At 70.2% G+C, this 19931-nt stretch carries 20 protein-coding genes; 8 read left to right on the forward strand and 12 right to left on the reverse strand.

Annotated features, from left to right (window positions below; genetic code table 11):
- Nucleotides 1–30: 30 nt before the first annotated feature.
- Entirely contained in the window at nucleotides 31–969 is a 939-nt protein-coding gene (locus H9Y04_RS34270; protein ID WP_187818054.1) for a LysR substrate-binding domain-containing protein, read from the reverse strand.
- Nucleotides 970–1112: 143 nt separating this feature from the next.
- Here H9Y04_RS34270 and H9Y04_RS34275 point away from each other — a divergent pair, with 143 nt between their 5' ends.
- A complete protein-coding gene (locus H9Y04_RS34275; protein WP_187818055.1) occupies nucleotides 1113–1667 on the forward strand; it encodes a peroxiredoxin in 555 nt (184 codons plus the stop codon).
- A gap of 5 nt (nucleotides 1668–1672) precedes the next feature.
- On the forward strand, nucleotides 1673–2218 hold the full coding sequence (locus H9Y04_RS34280) for an alkyl hydroperoxide reductase (protein ID WP_187818056.1): 546 nt from the start codon (nucleotides 1673–1675) through the stop codon (nucleotides 2216–2218).
- Between the two features lie 76 nt (nucleotides 2219–2294).
- Here H9Y04_RS34280 and H9Y04_RS34285 read toward each other — a convergent pair whose 3' ends face one another.
- The 5 genes from H9Y04_RS34285 to H9Y04_RS34305 form a co-directional block, all read right to left on the reverse strand.
- Nucleotides 2295–3008: a hypothetical protein gene (locus H9Y04_RS34285; protein ID WP_187818057.1), complete on the reverse strand. Its 714-nt coding sequence runs from the start codon at nucleotides 3006–3008 to the stop codon at nucleotides 2295–2297.
- 53 nt (nucleotides 3009–3061) lie between these two features.
- A complete protein-coding gene (locus H9Y04_RS34290) occupies nucleotides 3062–4408 on the reverse strand; it encodes an AI-2E family transporter (protein WP_187818058.1) in 1347 nt (448 codons plus the stop codon).
- 137 nt (nucleotides 4409–4545) lie between these two features.
- Nucleotides 4546–5250 (reverse strand): aggregation-promoting factor C-terminal-like domain-containing protein, encoded by a 705-nt coding sequence (locus H9Y04_RS34295; RefSeq protein ID WP_308801473.1) that lies wholly within the window; start codon nucleotides 5248–5250, stop codon nucleotides 4546–4548.
- A gap of 407 nt (nucleotides 5251–5657) precedes the next feature.
- On the reverse strand, nucleotides 5658–6980 hold the full coding sequence (gene phoH2 / locus H9Y04_RS34300; RefSeq protein ID WP_187818060.1) for an RNA 5'-3' helicase PhoH2: 1323 nt from the start codon (nucleotides 6978–6980) through the stop codon (nucleotides 5658–5660).
- A 565-nt stretch (nucleotides 6981–7545) separates the two neighbouring features.
- Nucleotides 7546–8319 (reverse strand): isoprenyl transferase, encoded by a 774-nt coding sequence (locus H9Y04_RS34305; RefSeq protein ID WP_187818061.1) that lies wholly within the window; start codon nucleotides 8317–8319, stop codon nucleotides 7546–7548.
- 116 nt (nucleotides 8320–8435) lie between these two features.
- Here H9Y04_RS34305 and mgrA point away from each other — a divergent pair, with 116 nt between their 5' ends.
- Nucleotides 8436–9473, forward strand: coding sequence for an L-glyceraldehyde 3-phosphate reductase (mgrA, locus tag H9Y04_RS34310; RefSeq protein ID WP_187818062.1), 1038 nt, complete (start codon nucleotides 8436–8438; stop codon nucleotides 9471–9473).
- A gap of 75 nt (nucleotides 9474–9548) precedes the next feature.
- Here the strand turns inward: mgrA and H9Y04_RS34315 are convergent, their stop codons facing one another.
- The 3 genes from H9Y04_RS34315 to H9Y04_RS34325 form a co-directional block, all read right to left on the reverse strand.
- On the reverse strand, nucleotides 9549–10118 hold the full coding sequence (locus H9Y04_RS34315) for a hypothetical protein (RefSeq protein ID WP_187818063.1): 570 nt from the start codon (nucleotides 10116–10118) through the stop codon (nucleotides 9549–9551).
- 153 nt (nucleotides 10119–10271) lie between these two features.
- Entirely contained in the window at nucleotides 10272–11000 is a 729-nt protein-coding gene (locus tag H9Y04_RS34320) for a prepilin peptidase (RefSeq protein WP_187818064.1), read from the reverse strand.
- A gap of 74 nt (nucleotides 11001–11074) precedes the next feature.
- A complete protein-coding gene (locus H9Y04_RS34325; RefSeq protein ID WP_187818065.1) occupies nucleotides 11075–11530 on the reverse strand; it encodes a hypothetical protein in 456 nt (151 codons plus the stop codon).
- Between the two features lie 434 nt (nucleotides 11531–11964).
- On the opposite strand from H9Y04_RS34325, the gene H9Y04_RS34330 reads away from it, so the two are divergent.
- The 5 genes from H9Y04_RS34330 to H9Y04_RS34350 all read left to right on the forward strand — a co-directional run bounded on the left by H9Y04_RS34330 (nucleotide 11965) and on the right by H9Y04_RS34350 (nucleotide 17641).
- Nucleotides 11965–13107 (forward strand): winged helix DNA-binding domain-containing protein, encoded by a 1143-nt coding sequence (locus H9Y04_RS34330; RefSeq protein WP_187818066.1) that lies wholly within the window; start codon nucleotides 11965–11967, stop codon nucleotides 13105–13107.
- A 272-nt stretch (nucleotides 13108–13379) separates the two neighbouring features.
- Nucleotides 13380–15617 (forward strand): hypothetical protein, encoded by a 2238-nt coding sequence (locus H9Y04_RS34335; protein WP_187818067.1) that lies wholly within the window; start codon nucleotides 13380–13382, stop codon nucleotides 15615–15617.
- Nucleotides 15618–15619: 2 nt separating this feature from the next.
- A complete protein-coding gene (locus tag H9Y04_RS34340) occupies nucleotides 15620–16297 on the forward strand; it encodes a hypothetical protein (RefSeq protein WP_187818068.1) in 678 nt (225 codons plus the stop codon).
- A gap of 46 nt (nucleotides 16298–16343) precedes the next feature.
- On the forward strand, nucleotides 16344–16841 hold the full coding sequence (locus H9Y04_RS34345; RefSeq protein WP_214661914.1) for a nitroreductase family deazaflavin-dependent oxidoreductase: 498 nt from the start codon (nucleotides 16344–16346) through the stop codon (nucleotides 16839–16841).
- 11 nt (nucleotides 16842–16852) lie between these two features.
- Nucleotides 16853–17641, forward strand: coding sequence for a class I SAM-dependent methyltransferase (locus tag H9Y04_RS34350; RefSeq protein ID WP_187818069.1), 789 nt, complete (start codon nucleotides 16853–16855; stop codon nucleotides 17639–17641).
- 443 nt (nucleotides 17642–18084) lie between these two features.
- On the opposite strand, the gene H9Y04_RS34355 is transcribed toward H9Y04_RS34350, so the two are convergent.
- The 3 genes from H9Y04_RS34355 to H9Y04_RS34365 all read right to left on the reverse strand — a co-directional run bounded on the left by H9Y04_RS34355 (nucleotide 18085) and on the right by H9Y04_RS34365 (nucleotide 19907).
- Nucleotides 18085–18579 (reverse strand): hypothetical protein, encoded by a 495-nt coding sequence (locus H9Y04_RS34355; protein ID WP_187818070.1) that lies wholly within the window; start codon nucleotides 18577–18579, stop codon nucleotides 18085–18087.
- Between the two features lie 124 nt (nucleotides 18580–18703).
- Nucleotides 18704–19132, reverse strand: a complete 429-nt coding sequence (locus H9Y04_RS34360) for a hypothetical protein (RefSeq protein ID WP_187818071.1) — start codon at nucleotides 19130–19132, stop codon at nucleotides 18704–18706.
- Nucleotides 19133–19394: 262 nt separating this feature from the next.
- A complete protein-coding gene (locus tag H9Y04_RS34365) occupies nucleotides 19395–19907 on the reverse strand; it encodes an ATP-binding protein (RefSeq protein ID WP_236071824.1) in 513 nt (170 codons plus the stop codon).
- Between the last annotated feature and the right edge of the window lie 24 nt (nucleotides 19908–19931).

The raw sequence follows: 19931 nt of genomic DNA on the forward strand, positions 1-19931 counted from the left end.
TGGACCGGTACCGGCCGGCCACCCCCTGCGTCACGCCGGGACGACCTGCACCACCAGCCCCCGCACCGCCTCCCGCAGTTCGGCCGCCAGCTCGCCGTACTCCTCCACGCGGGCCGAGCCCGTACGCGCGACCAGCGCGATGCGGCGCGACGGGGCGGGGTCCGCGAAGTAGCCCGTGACCAGTTGGGATGAGCGGCCCGTCTCCACCGCGACCGCCGTACGCGGCAGCAGCGTCGCCCCGATACCGCCCGCGACCAGTTGGACCAGGGTCGACAGGCTGGCCGCCGTCGTGGTGACCGGGGCGTCCGCGCGGCCCGCCTCGCGGCACACGTCCAGGGCCTGGTCGCGCAGGCAGTGGCCCTCGCCCAGGAGCAGCAGGTCCAGGTCGCGGAGGACCTCGCGCGGGATGCCCTCGCGGCCGCCCAGCTCGTGGCCGAGGGGTGCGACGAGCACGAAGTCCTCGTCGAAGAGCGGGAATTCGAGCAGGCCGGGGACCCCGAGCGGCACCGCGAGGAGCAGCAGGTCGAGACGGCCTGCCGTCAGGCCGTCCACGAGGGAGGAGGTCTGTTCCTCGTGGACCTGGAGGTCGAGTGCCGGGAAGCGCTCCTGCACGAGGCGCAGGACGGCGGGGAGCAGGTAGGGCGCCACGGTCGGGATCACGCCCAGTCTGAGCGCTCCCGTGAAGGGGCCGCGTACCGCATCGGCCTCCTCGACCAGTGCGTCCATCGCTTCGAGCACCGCACGGGCCCGGCCCGCGAGCCGCTCCCCCGCCTCGGTGAGCAGGACTTTGCGCGTGGTGCGTTCGACCAGCCGTACACCCAGGACGTCCTCGAGCGCCGACACCGCACCCGAGAGGGCGGGCTGGCTCATGCCGATCGCCGCCGCGGCGTCGCGGAAGTGCAGATGCTCGGCGACCGCGACGAAGGCGCGCAGCTGCGCCGGGCTCGGCTGCCGGGGTCTTCTCGCCACTGCCGCCCTCACTGATAAGGAGTTCCGATCGGTCGCAGCAAGTCTAACTATTTCCGTGATCAGTACGCACCGTGCCAAGATCGACCCCGTCCACCCCCCAGGAAAGCCCGCAAAACGGACTTTCCGTTCTACAAGGAGTGCGTGTGCTCACTGTCGGTGACAAGTTCCCCGCGTTCGACCTGACCGCCTGCGTCTCGCTCGAGAAGGGTCAGGAGTTCGCGCAGATCGACCACAAGACCTACGAGGGCAAGTGGAAGGTCGTCTTCGCGTGGCCCAAGGACTTCACCTTCGTGTGCCCGACCGAGATCGCCGCCTTCGGCAAGCTGAACGACGAGTTCGCCGACCGTGACGCCCAGGTGCTCGGCTTCTCCGGTGACTCCGAGTTCGTGCACCACGCCTGGCGCAAGGACCACGACGACCTGCGCGACCTGCCGTTCCCGATGATGGCCGACTCGAAGCACGAGCTCATGCGCGACCTCGGCATCGAGGGCGAGGACGGCTTCGCCAAGCGCGCCGTCTTCATCGTCGACCAGAACAACGAGATCCAGTTCTCCATGGTGACCGCCGGCTCCGTCGGCCGTAACCCCAAGGAGGTCCTGCGGGTCCTGGACGCGCTGCAGACCGACGAGCTGTGCCCGTGCAACTGGACCAAGGGCGACGACACCCTCGACGCCGGTGCCCTCCTGGCCGGTGAGTGACCCTCATGGCACTCGCTGAGCTGAAGTCCGCGCTGCCGGACTACGCCAAGGATCTGAAGCTCAACCTCGGTTCCGTCATAGGGAACTCCGAGCTGCCCAAGCAGCAGCTCTGGGGCACGGTGCTCGCCTGCGCGATCGCCTCGCGTTCGGCGAAGGTGCTGCGCGAGCTGGAGCCCGAGGCGCGCGAGAACCTCTCGCCCGAGGCGTACACCGCCGCCAAGTCCGCTGCCGCGATCATGGCGATGAACAACGTCTTCTACCGCACGCGTCACCTGCTCTCCGACCCGGAGTACGGGACGATGCGCGCCGGTCTGCGGATGAACGTCATCGGCAACCCGGGTGTGGAGAAGGTCGACTTCGAGCTGTGGTCGCTCGCCGTCTCGGCGATCAACGGCTGCGGCCAGTGCCTCGACTCGCACGAGCAGGTGCTGCGCAAGGCCGGCGTCGACCGCGAGACCGTGCAGGAGGCCGTGAAGATCGCGGCCGTCGTGCAGGCCGTGGGCGCGACGCTGGACGCGGAGGACGTGCTGTCCGAGGCGGTCGCCGTCTGACCCGCTGTACGTGAACGAGGAGGGCCCGCCGACCGGTTCAGGTCGGCGGGCCCTCCTCTTCCGCATACGGCCGGGTCTACTTCTTCAGGGCCCGCATCAGGGACTTCATGTCCTCGATCATCCGCTCCCGTACCCCCTTGAAGTCGGGTTCGGGAGGTTCCGTGAACTCCTCGTTCTCCTCCGCCCAGTCGTTGTACCCCGCGTTGAGGGTCATCTGCAGGACCGCGGGGCCGTCGAGGACCTGGAGCTCCGGCATGCCGTAGCTCTCCCCCGGCACGTAGTAGGCGCGTTCGCCGAGGTCGGTGACCTCCGTGACGGCGGCGGCTTCGGACTCGTCGTACCAGTCCTTGTCCATGGCGAGCGTCTTGAACTCCGGCTCCGGGTCGATCTCCTTGTGCAGGGCGAAGGTGATGCACACCGAGTACTCCGTGATCCCGTGCTTCGGATCGCCCAGCTGCACCACGCACCACCCGCGGTCGAGTGCGTCGTCCTGGCGTATCGCGCGGTGCTCGGGCACCGGTTTGCCGTACTTGGCGCTGAGCGAGGTCAGCGTGGACACGGTGCACAGATCGGTGGGCAGCCGGTAGCCCTGGAGATCGGGCTTCTCGTCGCCCTGCACTCCGTAGAGCGAGCCCGCCCACACCGCCGAGGCCGCCGCCGCGCCGCCGAGCGCCCAGAGCCAGGGGCGCCGCCCGGGATCACGTCGTACGGGATCGGGCGGGGCCACCACGTCCAGGGCGTAGGACGGTATCTCGCCGTCCTCGCCGACCAGTTCGGGCTCGGATATCAAGGGCTGTCCTCGGCTGTCACGGGCCGGCCTCAGCTGTCACCGTGCCCCGGCTGTCACGGGCCGGCCTCGGCTGGGCTGTCCCCGGCGGTCGGTGCCGCCGGCTGCCCTGTTGCCGCCGCGGCCTGCTGCAACGCGTTCTCCTGTGCGTGGGTCCGCAGATATCCCACCACGGTGTTCGTCACCGCCACCAGGGGTACGGCCACCACTGCTCCGCCGATCCCGGCGACCATGCCGCCGGCCGCGACCGAGAGCACCACGGCGAGCGGGTGCACCTTGACCGCGCGCCCGAGGATGAACGGCTGCAGTACGTGGCCTTCGATCTGCTGTACGGCGAGGACGACGATCAGCGCCATGAGAGCGGTGAACACGCCCTGCGTCACCAGCGCGACGACCACGGCGAGGGCGCCCGAGACGACCGCGCCGACCAGCGGGATGAACGCGAACAGGAAGATGAACACGGCGAGCGGCACGGCCATCGGGACATCGAGGAAGTAGATGCCGATACCGATGAAGATGGCGTCGATCAGAGCCACTATCACCGTCCCGCGCACATACGCGGTCAGCGTCCGCCAGGCCCGCGGGCCCGCGCCCGCGACGCCCGGACGGGCCGCGGCCGGGACGAGCCTGAGGGTCCACAGCCAGATCCGCTTGCCGTCGTAGAGCAGGAAGAGCGTGGAGAACATCGCGAGCAGGATGCCGGTGAGGATCTCCACCATCACGGTCACACCGGCCAGGCCCGCGGAGGTGATCTCCTCGGTATTGGTGCCGATGGCGTCGCGGAGGTTCTCCGCGATGTCGTTGATCTCGTCCCCGGTGACGTGGAACGGGCTGTCGAGGAGCCACTTCTGGAGTTCGTCGATGCCGCGCTGCACCTGGTCGGAGAGGTCGTCCAGGTTCTCCATGACCTGCCAGACCACGAACCAGCCGACCAGGCCCATGACGACGAAGCCCGCGATGAAGGTGACCGCGGTGGCAAGTCCCCTGGGCAGGCCCATCCGCTTGAGGCGCGCGACCGTGGGCTGGAGCAGGGCGGTGATGAGCAGGGCCGCGACGAACGCGAACACCACCAGCTGTACGGAGGAGATGGCGCGCATCAGCACCCAGAGCGTGCCCGCGAGCACCAGGAGCCGCCAGCCGACCTCGGCGGCGACCCGGATGCCCCAGGGCACGGCGGCGACCGGATCGGCCTTGGCCGCTATGGCCGGCGCATAGGCAGGGGGTGCGGGGACGGTGCCCAGGGAACCCTCGTCGCCGTCGGGCGACTTGGCCGCCGCCGCGGTGACCGTGACCGGCTCCTGGTCCTCGGCGGCCTCGGCCCGGGCCCGGCGCTCTTCCAGGCGTTCGCCTGCCGCGGCGACACCGGTACCGAGCCGGCTGAGCCAGCCTGGCAGTCTCGACATGATCTTCCTTCTTCCCCCCACCGATCCCCCCGGATCCCGAACGGCTCGAACCTACACGCGCGAAGCCCCTCACCGAAGGACGGTGAGGGGCTCCGCGAAGTTGAGCGCCGGGGGCAGATTCTCTCTGCCGGGCCGGATCAGTACCAGTTGTTCTGCTGCCAGAAGTCCCAGGCACCGCACGGGCTGCCATAGCGGGAGTCCATGTAGTTCAGACCCCACTTGATCTGGGTGGCGGGGTTGGTCTGCCAGTCGGCGCCGGCCGAGACCATCTTCGAACCCGGCAGGGCCTGCATCAGGCCGTACGCGCCGGAGGACGGGTTGGTGGCCTTGTAGTTCCAGCTGGACTCGTGGTCCACGATGTTGCTGAAGCACTGGAACTGGTCCGCGGGGACCATCTGCCGCGCCATCGCCTGTACTTCGGCGACGCTGTACGAGGACTGGGCAGAGAAGCTGGAGGCGTCGCGCGTGGCCGAGCGGTTGGCAGCGAGCTCTGCCTCACGCTCCTTGGCCTTCTTCTCGGCCTCGGCCTTCTTCGCGGCTTCCTGCTTGGCGATCGCGTCCTTGGCAGCCTGCTTGCGGGCCTCTTCCTCCGCGGACTTCTGCGCCGCGACATCGGCGGCGGCAGCCTGCGCGTCGGCCTGCTGGGTCAGGGAGGCGGTCTGCACCTCGACCTGCTGGCCTGCGGGTATGTCTGCGAGGAGAGTCCCTCCGTCGGCAGCGGTTGCCTCGAAGTCGTTCGAGGTCTCCTGGGTGCTGCCCGAGGCAACGCCCACAACTGCGCCGACAGTGGTGACCGCGGTGGCCGAGGCCACTGCGAATCCCCGGACCGAAATCCGGCTCACACGGTTTCCTTCCAGCATCGCCCGAGAGGTGACCTTTCGGGCGCAATCTTGCCCCTCGCGCTGGCTTCCGGCTGATACATGGTCACGGGAAGCACGGACCCGGTGGGGCAACTCCTGTGCGGGAGGAGCCTCTTGTGTCGCGGGTGGCATACGGCGATCGCTATGTAGTTCTGGGGTGAAACCGGTCCAACTTGCCCTGTGCCGCTGGGGGTACAGGAGTGCCGTATGCGGGGCCTGACAGGAGCAAGACTCTGCCGGAACCGGACGCCGCGAGGCAATTCCGCGTTGCGTGGGAAAGCTCACACCCCGTTTACCCCACCAGTTTCCTGGAAGCCCGCACACAAGAGGGCGCCGCGCCAGTAAGCTCTTCCGCTTACCCGCGCGGCGCCCAACTCGGGCCGAATGACTCAGTTATGGCCGTCTTCGAGCATTTCGGTCACCAGCGCCGCGATCTGCGAACGCTCCGAGCGCGTCAGCGTGACGTGCGCGAACAGCGGATGTCCCTTCAGTTTCTCGACCACGGCGACGACTCCGTCGTAGCGCCCGACCCTGAGGTTGTCGCGCTGGGCGACATCATGAGTCAGGACGACACGGGAATTCGCCCCGATACGGGACAGAACGGTCAACAGGACGTTCCGCTCCAGGGATTGGGCCTCGTCCACGATCACGAACGCGTCGTGCAGCGAGCGTCCGCGGATGTGGGTGAGCGGGAGCACCTCGAGCATCCCGCGCGCCGAGATCTCCTCGATGACCTCCTTGCCCGTCACCGCCCCGAGGGTGTCGAACACGGCCTGTGCCCACGGGCCCATCTTCTCGGCCTCGGTGCCCGGCAGATACCCGAGCTCCTGCCCGCCGACCGCGTAGAGCGGCCTGAACACCATCACCTTCTGGTGCTGACGGCGCTCCAACACCGCTTCCAGGCCCGCGCAGAGCGCGAGCGCGGACTTGCCGGTGCCGGCCCGGCCGCCCATCGACACGATGCCGATGTCCGGGTCGAGCAGGAGGTCGAGCGCGATCCGCTGCTCGGCGCTGCGCCCCTTGATGCCGAAGACCTCGCGGTCCCCGCGTACCAGGCGGACGTTGCCGTCGGCCGTGACGCGGCCGAGCGCCTTCCCTCGCTCGGAGTTGAGCACGAGCCCCGTGTGCACGGGCAGATCGGCGGCCTCCGGCACGTAGAGCCGCTGCTCCTCGTAAAGGAGGTCGACCTGCTCGCCGGAGAGGTCGAGCTCGTCCATCCCCGTCCAGCCGGACTCCGTGATGGCGAGCTCGGCGCGGTATTCCTCGGCGAGCAGGCCCACGGAGCTTGCTTTGATACGGAGCGGAAGGTCCTTGGAGACGACCGTGACGTCGTATCCCTCGGCCTGGAGGTTGCGGGCGACGGCGAGGATCCGCGAGTCGTTGTCGCCGAGACGGTAGCCGGCCGGGAGCACGCCGGGGTCCGAGTGGTTGAGCTCGACACGCAGACTGCCGCCCAAGTCCCCGAGCGGGATGGGAGCGTCGAGCCTGCCGTACCGGATGCGGTAGTCGTCGAGCCGGCGCAAGGCCTGCCGGGCGAAGTAACCGAGCTCCGGGTGATGCCGTTTCGCCTCGAGCTCCGTGACGACGACGATCGGGAGAACGACCTCGTGTTCGTCGAAACGGGTCAGGGCGCCCGGGTCGGCCAGCAGGACGCTGGTGTCGAGAACATAGGTGCGCCTGTCGGGCATGCGGCGCTTAGTGCTGGTCACCACGGAAGGACGTACCCCCTCAGCAGAGGTTGGGGAGCGACGACGTCGCGGGCTTGCCTGGACCGGTCGGCCTGCACGGGCCGTCGACCGGCCCTCCCGAGTCGCCGCACTTGCGTACGGTCCACCTGGTGCAAAGGGCCTCCCGGGCGAGCGGACTCTGTGCCGCTCACTGAGATACGGCATCCGTTTGTCGGACGCCGACCTGCAAGGGATATTCCCTCGAACACGCGAAGCCATGCAATGGCATATGTCGACGGGTTGGTGAACTTTCCGATCCCGGTGCCCACCCCAGCCCCTGCGGCGCTTGAGCAAACCCTCCAGCCCCTGCGGCGCTTGAGCAGATCCGAACGGAGTTCGGATGCCGGGGTCCGGGGCAGCGGGAAGCGGTGCACGTGGACGGGGAACGGGTTCGCCCAGATGGCCGCCCACGCGGGGGCTCCGCCCCCTGCACCCCCGGAGGCGGGGTCTCAATGCCCAGGCGCCGGGCGGCGGGGCGCTGGAACAGGCGTCAGCGCCCAGAGGCTCCGGGGCCGACCGCGAAAGGTGGGCGTCGGAGGGCGAACAGGCGCTACGCGCCGAAGCGGCGGTGGCGGGCTGCGTAGTCGCGCAGGGCGCGCAGGAAGTCGACCTTGCGGAAGGCCGGCCAGAAGACCTCGCAGAAGTAGTACTCCGAGAGGGCCGACTGCCACAGCATGAAGCCGGAGAGGCGCTGCTCGCCCGACGTACGGATGATGAGGTCCGGGTCCGGCTGCGCACTCGTGTACAGGTGCTTGCCGATCGTCTCGACGTCGACCGCCTCCGCGGCCTGCTCCAGGGACACCCCCCGGTCCGCCGCGTCGAGGAGCATGGAGCGGACGGCGTCCGCGATCTCCTGGCGCCCGCCGTAGCCGATCGCGACGTTGACGAGTATCCCGGTGTTCGCCGCCGAAGCCTCTTCCGCTTCCTTCAGGACCGTCTGCAGCCCGGACGGAAGAATGTCCGCGGTGCCGACGTGGTGCACACGCCACCGCCCGTCACGCGCCAGCGAGCGGACCGTGTCCTCGATGATGCCGAGGAGCGGGACCAGCTCCTCCTGGGGACGGTCGAAGTTGTCCGTCGAGAGCAGCCACAGCGTGACCACCTCGACGTCGGTCTCACTGCACCAGCCGAGGAACTCGCCGATCTTGTCCGCGCCCGCCTGGTGGCCCTGCGCCGTGGTGGAGCCCGCGGCCTTGGCCCAGCGTCGGTTGCCGTCCATGATGACGCCGATGTGCTTGGGCACCTGGTCGTGGTCCAGGTGGCCCTCCACGCGGCTCGCGTACAGCCTGACCAGCAGGCCGCGCAGCCCGTCGCGCAGGTTCACTTTCCGTTCAGCCCCTCACGTACAGACGGCGGCGGTCCCCGAGGGCGAAAGCCTACCGCTGGAAAGCGGAGGCACTGCTGCCGGGAGTGTCACAGGTCTGACGTAGCTTCGTCACCATGAACGACTCCCCCACCTACGCCGCTTCAGCCGACCGGTACGACTCCATGGAGTACCGCAGGACCGGCCGGAGCGGTCTGAAACTGCCCGCGATCTCGCTCGGCCTGTGGCACAACTTCGGTGACGACCGCGCCCTCGACGGCCAGCGCGCGATCCTGCGCCGCGCCTTCGACCTGGGCGTCACGCACTTCGACCTCGCGAACAATTACGGACCGCCGCCCGGCAGCGCCGAGTTGAACTTCGGCAAACTGCTCAAGCAGGACTTCGCGCCCTATCGGGACGAACTGGTCATTTCCAGCAAGGCCGGCTATCTCATGCACCCCGGCCCGTACGGCGAGTGGGGCAGCCGCAAGTATCTGCTGTCCTCGCTGGACAACTCGCTGCAGCGGATGGGTCTCGACTATGTCGACATCTTCTACTCGCACCGCTTCGACCCGGACACCCCGCTCGAGGAGACGATGGGCGCGCTCGCGTCCGCCGTGCAGCAGGGCAAGGCGCTGTACGTGGGTGTCTCCTCCTATACGAGCGAGCAGACGCGCGAGGCCGTCCGCATCCTGCGGGAGATGGGCGTACGCCCGCTCATCCACCAGCCCTCGTACTCGATGATCAACCGCTGGACCGAGGACGACGGCCTGCTCGACGTCCTCGAAGAGGCGGGCATGGGCTGCATCTCCTTCGTGCCGCTCGCGCAGGGGCTGCTTACGGGCAAGTACCTGAAGGGCATCCCGGAGGGTTCGCGCGCCACGCAGGGCAAGTCGCTCAAGCCGGAGCTCCTGAGCGACGAGGTCGTACGGCGGCTCAACGGCCTGAACGACATCGCCGCCCAGCGCGGCCAGTCCCTCGCGCAGCTCGCCCTCACCTGGGTGCTGCGGGACGAGCGGATGACGTCGGCGCTGATCGGTGCGTCGAGCGTCCGGCAGCTGGAGGAGAACGTGGCGGCGCTGAGCGGCGCCGAGCTCACGGAGTCGGAGCTCGCGGCGATCGACGAGTTCGCGGTGTCGACGCCGGGCACGAACATCTGGGCCGGCCGCCGCTGAGCGGCTCTTCTCGTACGGGGAGCTTCTCCCTGAACGAGGAGTTTCTTCCCGTACGAGGAGCTTCTTCCCGTACGGCTAGGGGGCCGCGTATCCCTGGGTGAACTGCTCAGGGGTGCGCGGCCTCTTGAACCACTGGCCGGCGCTGCCCTGGCTGAAGAGGACGACCAGCGCGATGGCCATGCCGGCCGCGATCACGCCGCCGGGGCCGCCACCGTTGCCCACGGAGCCGAGCGCGAGCGCGATGTGCAGGCTCGACAGGACGATGCAGGCGATCCGCACGCCGTGGCCCGCGCTGTTGAACTGCAGGGCCAGGACGAAGAGCGCGATGACCGTGAGGTTGGAGCCGAACACCGCGCCGAACTCCCGCGGCCCGCCGCCGAGCGCGGCCACGAGTCCCAGGGCGAGCACGAAGAAGCCGGCGAGGACGAAGACGAGCACGCGGGCCGCTTTGACGCTGCCGGGCATCTGCGGCGGACCGGCGGGCGCAAAGCCGCCGGCGGGATAGGGGTACGGGTAGGACGCCTGGCCGCCGTACGGGTTGGGCTGTCCGTACGGGTTCGGCTGCGCGGGCGGCCCGCCGTACGGGTTCTGCGCGGGCGGCCCGCTGTACGGGTTCTGCGGGGGCTGAGGCTGGTCGTTCGACATGACGTCGACCCTAGCCAGGTGGCTGCGAAGAGAGCGGGCTGGCTGTGGGCACAAAAAAACGGGCCGGTCCGTGGGGGGGAGACGGACCGGCCCGAGGGGGGGTTTCCACCATAACCCTTCGTAAGGGGTGCTGTGTGCATCGGCGTGGCGTAATTACGCTCCGAAACCGCCGAGCAACACCCCGGTGGCCGCCCCGGCCAGCATGCAGGGCCCCAGCGGCATGGCACTCTTGCGGCCCGCTCGGCCAAGCAGGACAAGGGCCGCGGCGTATCCGCCGCCGTAGAAGATGCCTGCCAGGAAGCCCAGGAAGAGGATCGGCCAGCCGTACCACCCAAGGGTTACCCCGAGGACGATCGCCAGCTTGACGTCACCGAAGCCCATGCCGCTCGGGTGGGCGAGAAAGAGGACCAAGTATCCGCCGCCCAGGGCGAGTCCGCCGAGCAGAGCCCCAGTCCAGCGGCCCTCCGACGCCCCGAAGAGCGCGGCAAGGCCGAGGCCGAGCGCGGCCGCCCCGGCGAGCGGCAGCGTGAGGATGTCGGGGAGACGGTGAACGTTTCGGTCCACGGTCGCGAGGACCACCCCGAACGGGGTGAGCAGCAGCCACACCGCCAGCTCGGGGCGCGCCCCCGTGGACGCGGCGAGCGCGGCGCACAGGGCGGCGGTGAGCAGAACGAGGGCGGTCGCGCTGGGGCCGTACGGTCCCGCGGCGCAGCGGGTCGTGCCGAGCCAGCCACCCCACGGCCCGGTGAGGGCGTGGCCGGACGGACAGGCGGCGCGCCAGGGCTGGCCGGCCGGTACGGAGAGCCGGTAGGCGATACGGCCGGTGAGCGCTCCGGCGAGTGCGCCGTACAGCGCCGCGAACGCGATCAGGAGGGCAGGCACGGGCAGAGGCTAGAGGGCGCGGGGCGCGCACGTCATGGGTCCGTGGGCCCAACCGGCGCCCGGGGCACGGAGGTTCAGTCCAGGGCGAGGTCGAGCAGGATGCCCGCGAGGCAGCCGAGGCCGACGCCCAGGCTGGTGAGCAGGATGGCCTCCGCGGTCAGGTCCGCCCAGAGCCAGGCGAGGTGCAGCGCGTGGGCGGCGAGCGGGACGGTGAGCGCGGCGAGCAGATGCTGTGCGGGCGAGTCGCGGAACGGGGCGCGGTGCAGGCGGCCCGCGACGAGGGCGGTGAAGCCGGCGCAGACGGCGGCGGGCAGCGGCAGGGCGAGGAGGTCGCCCCAGGCGGGCCAGGACGCGCCGGCCGGGGTGACGCCGTCACCGAAGGGCCCGTAGCGGTTCTGGTCGGTCAACGGCTCGCGCAGCAGGGTGAGTTGGGGGTACGCGACCAGGGCGAGGGCGAGGAGCCCGGCGGCCCAGGAGCGGAATTGCGCGGCGGATGCGGCGAGAGGTCCGGTGCGTATCGCCGAGGTCATGGCGGAAAGTTACGGGCGGCGAGGGCCCAGCGCCATGAGCCCGGAGGCCCAACATCACCCGTCGGTCCCGGGGTACGCAAGAAGGGACGGCACCGCGCGGCCCCCTCCACCGCGCGGTACCGTCCACACGCGCAGTTTGCCCACGCGAATTCTCGTTGGTCTGAACTTACGTGATGCCTACATTCCGATGGCCGGTTTTCGGATAACGATGCGGATTCAAGCGTGGCTATGTGGTGCCAATTGCCCGAGTTCACGGGCTTCTGGCCGGTCGGCTGTGGCCTGAATCACGTCGGCTGAATCCCGTTATCGGGGGGCATCACGGGACGTTCCACGACCGGCCGCCGTCGCGGGAGGCCGCTCGCTCATGGATGAGCGGCCGGCCATCCGCGGATGCGCGGCCGGTCATCCGCGGATGCGCGGCCGATAATCCGCGTATGACTCGACGCGTCTCCTGGGCCGCGGCCCAGGCCCGGAGGTTTGCACGCCAGTCCCTCACGGTCCCCGCCCAGGGTGATCCGCCCGAAGAGCTCGCCCGGATCGCGGGCGCCATGTGCGGTACGCATGCCCAGGTCGGCTCGGCGGCGGAGCTCTCGCTCGCGCTGCGGCACGCCTCCGCGACCCGGCAGGACGTACGCGATGCGCTCCTGAAGACGTCGACGCTGGTCAAGACGTACGGGCCGCGGGGCACGGTGCATCTGCTGCCGAGCGCCGAACTCCCTTTCTGGACGGGTGCGTTGTCGGCTCTGCCCTCCGGGCCGCAGCACGCGGACGGGGTACGGCTGTCCGCGGAGCAGACCGATGAGGTGGTCGCGGCCATCGCCGACGCGCTGACCGGGCGCTGCCTGACCGTCGACGAGATGACGGAGGAGATCGTGGCGCGTACGGGGGCGTGGGCGGGTGAGCTGACGATGCCGGCGTTCCAGACGATGTGGCCGCGGTGGCGGACGGTGCTGCATACGGCGGGGCAGCGTGGGGCGCTGCGCTTCGGCCCGAACCGGGGGCGCAAGGTCACGTACACGCGGCCCGAGTCCGGGGAGGCACTGCCGGCGTCGATCGCGCTGCCCGCTCTCGTACGGCGCTATCTGTACGCGTACGGGCCCGCGACGCCCGAGTCCTTTGCCAAGTGGCTGGCGATTCCGGTTGGTTGGGCTCGGGAGGTCTTTCACGGGTGCGAAGTGTCCGAGGTCTCCTTCGAAGGGGCGGCCGCGTGGGTGGCGGCCGGGGATACGGAGTTTCCGGACTCGCCTGTGCGGGGGGTGTGGCTGCTGCCGTACTTCGACTCGTTCGGGATCGATGCGTATCCGCGGGAGCGGTTCTTTTCTGGGCGGGCTGCTGAGCGGGCCCTTTCTCGGGGGCAGGCCGGAAACTATCCGTTGTTGGTGGTGGACGGTGAGGTGGCTGGGGTTTGGCATCAGAAGCGGTCCGGTCGTCGGATCGCTGTTTCCGTCGAGCCCCTCGTGGACTTGACCGCGGGTCAGCTGCGTTCTCTCGACGCTGCGGTCGCGCGGGTGGGGTCGGTGCTGGAGGGTTCGGCGACGCTCACGGTGGGCGCGATCGCGGTCGGCCCGCACGCGTAGGCCTGCCTGCGGCGCTTTTCCCCCACCCCGCCCCTTCCCGAAACCGGGGGCTCCGCCCCCGGACCCCCTTTGTCCTCAAACGCCGGACGGGCTGAATCAGCCCCTCCGGCGTTTGAGGAGATCCGAGCGAGGCTCGGATGCGGGGTCTGGGGTGGAGCCCCCCACGCGGCGGAGCCGCACATGTCACAGCCGGGAAGGGGCGGGGTAGGGGAGAGAAAGAGGCCCCGACTTGGGTCTGCGGGCCCATCACCCCAGCGGCCACCCGTGATTGCGTGGAGGAACTGTCGCGCAAACGGGACCAGTTGGGGTGGGGGCACATGGCCGGCATGTACTACGGCGTGGTGGTGCGGCGACCGCTCCCCTGCGCTCTCGCCGCCGCGATGGCGATCACGTACGGGCTGCTGGTCGTCGCCGCAGTCGGCAGCATCGGCGCGCTGCTCGGCGCCGATGAGGTCGACGGAGTATTCGTCGGACTGCTCGTCTACGGGCTGATACCCGGTGCCGCAGGTGCCGTCGCCGCGCGGCGGGCGTGGCAGGGGCAGGGGCGGGCCCGGTGGGCGCTGATCGGGGCCCATGGGCTGTACGTGGCCCAGGCGTTGGGGTCCCTGGGACGAGGGGACGCCCACGGGCTGACCCAGCTCGTGCTGCCCGTCACGGCGATCGTGCTGCTCAGCCGCGCCTCCGTACGGGAGTGGTACGCCAGCGACCCGTACGACCGCACCGAGCGCCGCCCCTTCAGCTTCGCCCGGTGGATCAAGTGGCGTACGGACGAGGGGCAGTCCATGCCCGAGTACGCGGCCCTCCTCGCCCTGATCGCCGCGATCGTCGTGGGCGTCGTCGCCCTCGGCATGAACGGCACGATCTCCCGGACTGTCTCCAGCGCCGTGTGCACCATCACCGGCGGTGGGGACTGCGGCGGGGGCGGGGAGGGCGGCGGCCAGGGCATCCAGGCCGACCCCGCCAACCCCGACGCCGACACCGGCACCGACACACCAGACGGTGCCGACACCGACACACCAGGCGGCGCCGATGCCGACACCCAAGGCGGCCCGACCGACGTCACCCCCGTAAGCAATAACAACAACGACGACGACAAGGGCTTCTGGGGCCAGCTCGGCGACGTCGTGACGCAGCCGTTCAAGGCCGCCTGGGAGGACGTGAAGGGGACCTGGGACGCCGTCACCGATCCCGGGAAGTTTCTGACCGACACCTGGAACGGGCTCAAGGACTACACCACCACTTGGTGGGAGAAGAAGGCCGACGACCTCGGCAAGCAGTGGGACGAGGGCGGGTGGAACTACCTCACCGTGCCGCTCAAGTGGGTCTCCTCCCCCGAGGACTTCGTGAGCGACTTCCTCATCGACTCGTTCATCGACAAGGAGTCCTTCGAGAACGGCGACTGGGGCAAGGGCACCGGCAACACCATCTGGAACATCGGCTCCGTCTTCATCCCCGGTGTCGGCGCCGCCAAGTGGCTGCAGAAACTCAACAAGATCAACAAGGCCAACAAGGTCAGGAAGCTCGGGGATCTCGCCGGGGATGCCGCCGCCAAGGCGCGCAAAGCGCGCGAGGCCGGGGATGTGGGCGCGGCGCGCAAGGCCGCTGATGAAGCACAGCAGCATGCCGACGACGCGGCGAAGAAGGCGCGGGAGAATCCGGACGACGCGGATCTGGCCGAGGACGCGCGCAAGGCACAGGAGCAGGCGCTCGCCGCCCGTACGGATGCGGCGAAGGCTGCCCTGCGCGGGCGTGGCTCGTCCGTTTCGGACGAGCAGATCGACGGGCTCGTGCAGCGGGCGCAGGACGATCCGGCGGACGGCGGGATCAGCAAGCGGCAGGCCGCCGACGCGCTCGACGATCTGGCCGATCTCGCGAGCAGGCCCAACGTCCGCCCGGACGCGGCCAGTTCGCTGGAGGGCAAGGTGGCCAACGCGAAGACCGCCGACGCGCTCGACCAGGCCCGTGCCGAGGTGCACGCCGTGCAGCGCGCCGCCGATGACGCCGCGCCCGGCACGCAGGTGGACGCCGGGCCGGGTACGGAGGCCGGGCGTCCCGCGGACCTCGGTTCGGAGACGCTCGATCTGGACGGGATCCCCGACGCCGACGTGGCGTACAAGGCGAAGGACGGTACGTATCACGTGGTCGAGGTGAAGAACGCGGGCTCGGCCACCCGTAAGCCGGCCTTCGCCAACCAGGTGGAGCGGCTGAAGAAGTGGGCCGACAAGGCGCCGGGGCGCAAGGCGACCGTCGAGATCGACAGCAATGACCGGTGGACGCAGCTCTTCAGCGAGTTCAAGCCGGGCCGCGGCGGCAAGCCCGCGAAGGATTCCCGTACGGCCGCGGGTGAGATGGCGAAGAACGATGTGGATGTGTCGATCGGCGGGAAGAAGCTGAGCGCCGGTGAGCTGGGGCGGATGCAGGACGCGATCAATGAGCGCACCCGCAACGGCACAATGGACTGGTCGAAGATGACGGACCCGGACGCGGCCCGGGAGTATCTCGGAGTGTGAGCGTGAGCGACGAGCTCGACTGGGACCCGGGCGTGGCCCGCTGGTCCTGCGGTGGGGACCAGGTGCTGCCGCGGGTGCTGCGGGAGCTGCCGCCGCCGTGGGACGCGTACGATCCGGCGGCCGCCGCCGCGACGGACCATACGCCCGAGGCGGTGGAGCGGGCCCGCGCCAGCCTGCGGGCGCTGCTCGACGAGCCCGCTCCCCCGGTGCCGGTGCCGCCCGCTCCGGGCACGCTGTACCTCGTCTGGGACGCCTACTGCCTGGAGTTGACCGAGCGCTGGCCCCGGCGGGCGGACCTCACCTGGGAGCGCGTGGACGCGTTCGTCCGCGAGTGTCTGGTGCGCGATGCCGCCCTGCCGCTGAACGTGCATGCCCTCACCCATGTCGAGGCGACGCTGCGGTATCTCATCGACCAGGAGTACGCGTACACGGCCGGAGCCGTATGGGACTGGCTGGCCCTCGACCCCGACCCGGCGAGGTTCGCCGAGTGGGCCGTCCCGCTCGCCGAGCGCTCCGTGACCGAAGGTCTCGAGGCCGACTCCGCGATCGCGTACCTCGGGGCGGCGCGCGCCGAGGAGGCCCTGACACGCCTGGCCGAGAAGCCGGACGGTCCCGCGAGCTGGGACGACGCGGAAACCGCGCGCGACATGCTGGCGGAGCTGCGGACACGCGGACGATAATCGGCGGCGAACTGTCCGTTTTCTCCCCAGAGTTGGGATCGCCGACATGCCCCTGCCCGAGGACGCGCCCGGCACGACCACCCAGACAGTGCCCGACCGGCCGTCGTACATGGACACCCGCTACTTCGAACCGATGCTGAAGTACGTGTCCCGCACCCAGGTCGCGCTCTACCGGGCGACGGACGGCCGGATCGGCGGCACCTTCAAGGACGGGCAGCCCATCTGTCTGCTCACCACCAAGGGCCGCAAGTCCGGCAAGCTGCGGACGAACGCGCTGATCTATCTCCCGTACGGGGACTCGGTGGTCGTCGTCGCCTCCAAGGGCGGTCACCCCGCGCACCCGCTCTGGTACCGCAATCTCGTCGAGGAGCCCAGGGTGCTCGTGCGGACCGGCGCGCATCTGCGGGCGATGCGGGCGCGGACGGCGGACAAGGACGAGCGCGAGGAGCTGTGGCCGCGTCTGGTCGATCTCTACAGGGAGTACGACTGGTACCAGGCCTGGACCGACCGGGAAATCCCGGTGGTGATCTGCGAACCGATCTAGCATGCGGCGGCATGGACACCCCGACGCACAGCGAGCGCCCCTTCGACGAGCTGGTCCGTGAGGCCGAGGAGGCCGATGTCTCCGGCTGGGACTTCGGCTGGTACGCCGGGCGGGCCACCGAACAGCGGCCCAGCTGGGGGTATCAGCGGCTGCTCGCCGAGCGGCTCGGGCAGGCCACGGCCGCGCTCGATCTGCAGACCGGCGGGGGCGAGGTGCTCGCGGGCGCTCTGCGGTTGGCGGAGCGGCGCCCGGCGCTGAGCGCGGCGACGGAGGGGTATCCGCCGAACGTGCTCAAGGCGACGGAGCTGCTGCATCCGCTGGGCACGGCGGTGGTGGCGGCTCCGGACGAGCCGCCGTTCCCGTTCGCGGACGGCGGGTTCGATCTCGTCACGAGCCGCCATCCGGTCCGGCCCTACTTCGGTGAGATCGCCCGGGTGCTCGCGCCGGGCGGCATGTACTTCGCCCAGCATGTGGGTCCGGCCAGTGTCTTCGAACTGGTCGAGTACTTCCTCGGCCCGCTGCCCGAGGAGGTGCGCCGCGGCCGGCACCCGGACGACGAGCGGGCCGAGGCGGAGGCGGCGGGTCTGGCGGTGGCCGATCTGCGCCTGGAGCGGCTGCGCATGGAGTTCTTCGACATCGGCGCGGTGGTGCACTTCCTGCGCAAGGTGGTGTGGATGGTCCCCGGTTTCACGGTCGAGAAGTATCTGCCCCAACTCCGCGCCCTGGACGAGCAGATCAGGGCGGAGGGCCCGTTCGTCGCGCACAGCACGCGGTTCCTGATCGAGGCGCGCAAGCGCTGACGTCCGGCGGGCGTGCCCCGGCTGGGCTGCCGTTGAGGCTCGGGCGCCGGCACGGTTGAGCCTGCGGCGATCTCTCCTCCCCCACCCCGCCCCTTCCCGAAACCGAGGGCTCCGCCCCCCGGACCCCCTTTGGGGCTTCGCCCCTTGCCCCCACTGGGGGCTCTGCCCCCAGACCCCCTCTGGGGGCTGCGCCCCCAGACCCCGCCGCGCTGAACGCGCTCGTCCTCAAACGCCGGACGGGCTGAATACCCAGCCCCTGCGGCGATTGAGCAGATCCGAACGAAGTTCGGATGCCGGGGTCCGGGGCGAAGCCCCCACGCGGCGGAGCCGCACATGTCACAGCCGGTGGCCACGCGGACATCGTCCGCGAACTGCTCGACCGGTCGAAGGGCTACTACTGAGCGGAGCGTTCGGGGGCGGGCGGTGCGCCCGCCCCCGGATGGCTACTTGAGCGTGTACTCGCAGAGGGCGTTCTTCTCGCCCTGCGGCTTCTGAGCGACCTTCTTGCCGTCCACGGTGATCGAGCAGGCCGGGAACTCGAGCATTCCGTTGTCCGCCTGGACGGGCCCGCCGAACACACTGATGTACACGCCGACGGTGAGCTCGGCGCCTTCGAGCGTGATCTTCTCGGTCTTCTTCCAGGGCAGCGCCGCGTTGGGTTCGCCCTTCAGGCCGCCGCCCATGACCGTCACGGTGGACGTGCCCTTGCCGGCCACCTCGAAGGTCACCTCGCGTGTGGCGGTCTTCTTCCCCGCGTCACCCTTGGGCTTTGCCTGCGCACCGCCGGACGACTGGTCGTTCGCCGCGCCCGCCTCGCTGCCCTTGCCTGCCTTGCCGCCGTCTTCGCTGCCGGAGCAGCCGGTGAGCAGCGCTGCCGAGGCGAGCAGCGCAACTGCCGTCGATACGGTCCTGGTCCTGGTCTTCTTCCCCGTGAACATGGCGCTCACTTTGCCATAGGGAACGGCCGCTCCCTTACGTCGGGTCGGGCGCGCCGACACGCGTGCGGCGGAGCAGCCGGGGGCTGCTCCGCCGCGGGGTGGAGGTCGTGCACGGGGCCACGGGTCAGGCGGCGTTGAGCGCGGAGTCGATCCGGGCGACCATCGCCGTCATGACCGGGGTAGCACCGCCCTTGCGGGCGTGGATGCCGGCTTCGAGGGCCGTGGTGACGATGGAGCGGAAGTTGTCCGCCTCGGCCGGGCTCTTCTTCGTGAGCAGCGCGACCGCTTCGGTCAGGGCCGGGAAGACCGTGTCGGCCATCTCGGCCACGGACTTGCCGCCGAGGCCGGAGACCTTCGACTTCTCCGCGAGGGCGTGGCCGACCGGGCCGAGGCCCGAGCCCAGGGCGATCGAACCGTGCGTGGCGACCTTGTGCGGCGAACCGGCCGCGTCGGCGGCGGCGAGCAGGGAGACGGCGCCGTAGGCGGCGGTGCGCAGGACGGCCTTCTCGTCGGCGGAGAGGGTCAGGGCGGCGGAGGTGGTGGCGACGGACATGGTGGGCGCTCCTTGTGGTGGTTTTCCTGGCCCCCCTCTGGGGCCGTGACACCACTATGGCACACGTTTGGCGCCATAGCGAGCCAATCTGGCGCCGGGTAGGGGGAATCGATGGCGCCAAGGGCCTTGAGCTGGGGCTTTACCTTGGAAATTCTTTTGGGATTGCTACGGGTGACTACCCAGAGAGGGGCTGGTAGCGGCTTCAGGGGCCCCGGTGGCGCCAAGATGGCACCACCAGGGCCACGGCAAGGTGGCGGTGGCGTCAGGGGGTCGCGGTGTAGGTCGCGGTGGCCGCATGGGGCAGGACGGCCCAGGTGCGGGTGCCGCCGCCGGGTTCCGGGGATTCGTCGCAGCCCCAGGTGCCCGCGCAGGCTTTGACCACGCGGGCGAGGAGGCGGAGTGCGGCGCGGCGGCGGGTGTCGCTGGCGGCTGCGAGGCGGGGGTTGGTGGGGCGCGGCTCGCCGTCGTAGACGATGACGCGGAGGGCGCCGGCGCGATAACGCAGGGAGACGTAGATCTGCGGCGCCGGGGTCAACTGGCAGGCTGCTGCGGTCAGTTCGCCGACCGCTTGGACGGCCGCGTCGGCGAGGTCGGGGAGGTGGTGCGCCGCGAGGATGTGGCGGGTCGCCGCGCGGGCGACGGCCGGGGTGGAGAGCGCGGCGGGGAGCGTCAGGCTGTACGTGAGGCCGTCGGGCTCGGCGCCGCGCGGGTCTGTGCTTGCGGTGGCGGCTGCGGCTGCGCTCGCGCTTGCCCTGGGGAAAAGGATGAGTGACATGGGGAACTCCCTGGTGCGGTGAGG

Origin of the sequence: Streptomyces polyasparticus (assembly GCF_014493765.1) — a bacterium.
GTDB lineage: Bacteria > Actinomycetota > Actinomycetes > Streptomycetales > Streptomycetaceae > Streptomyces > Streptomyces polyasparticus.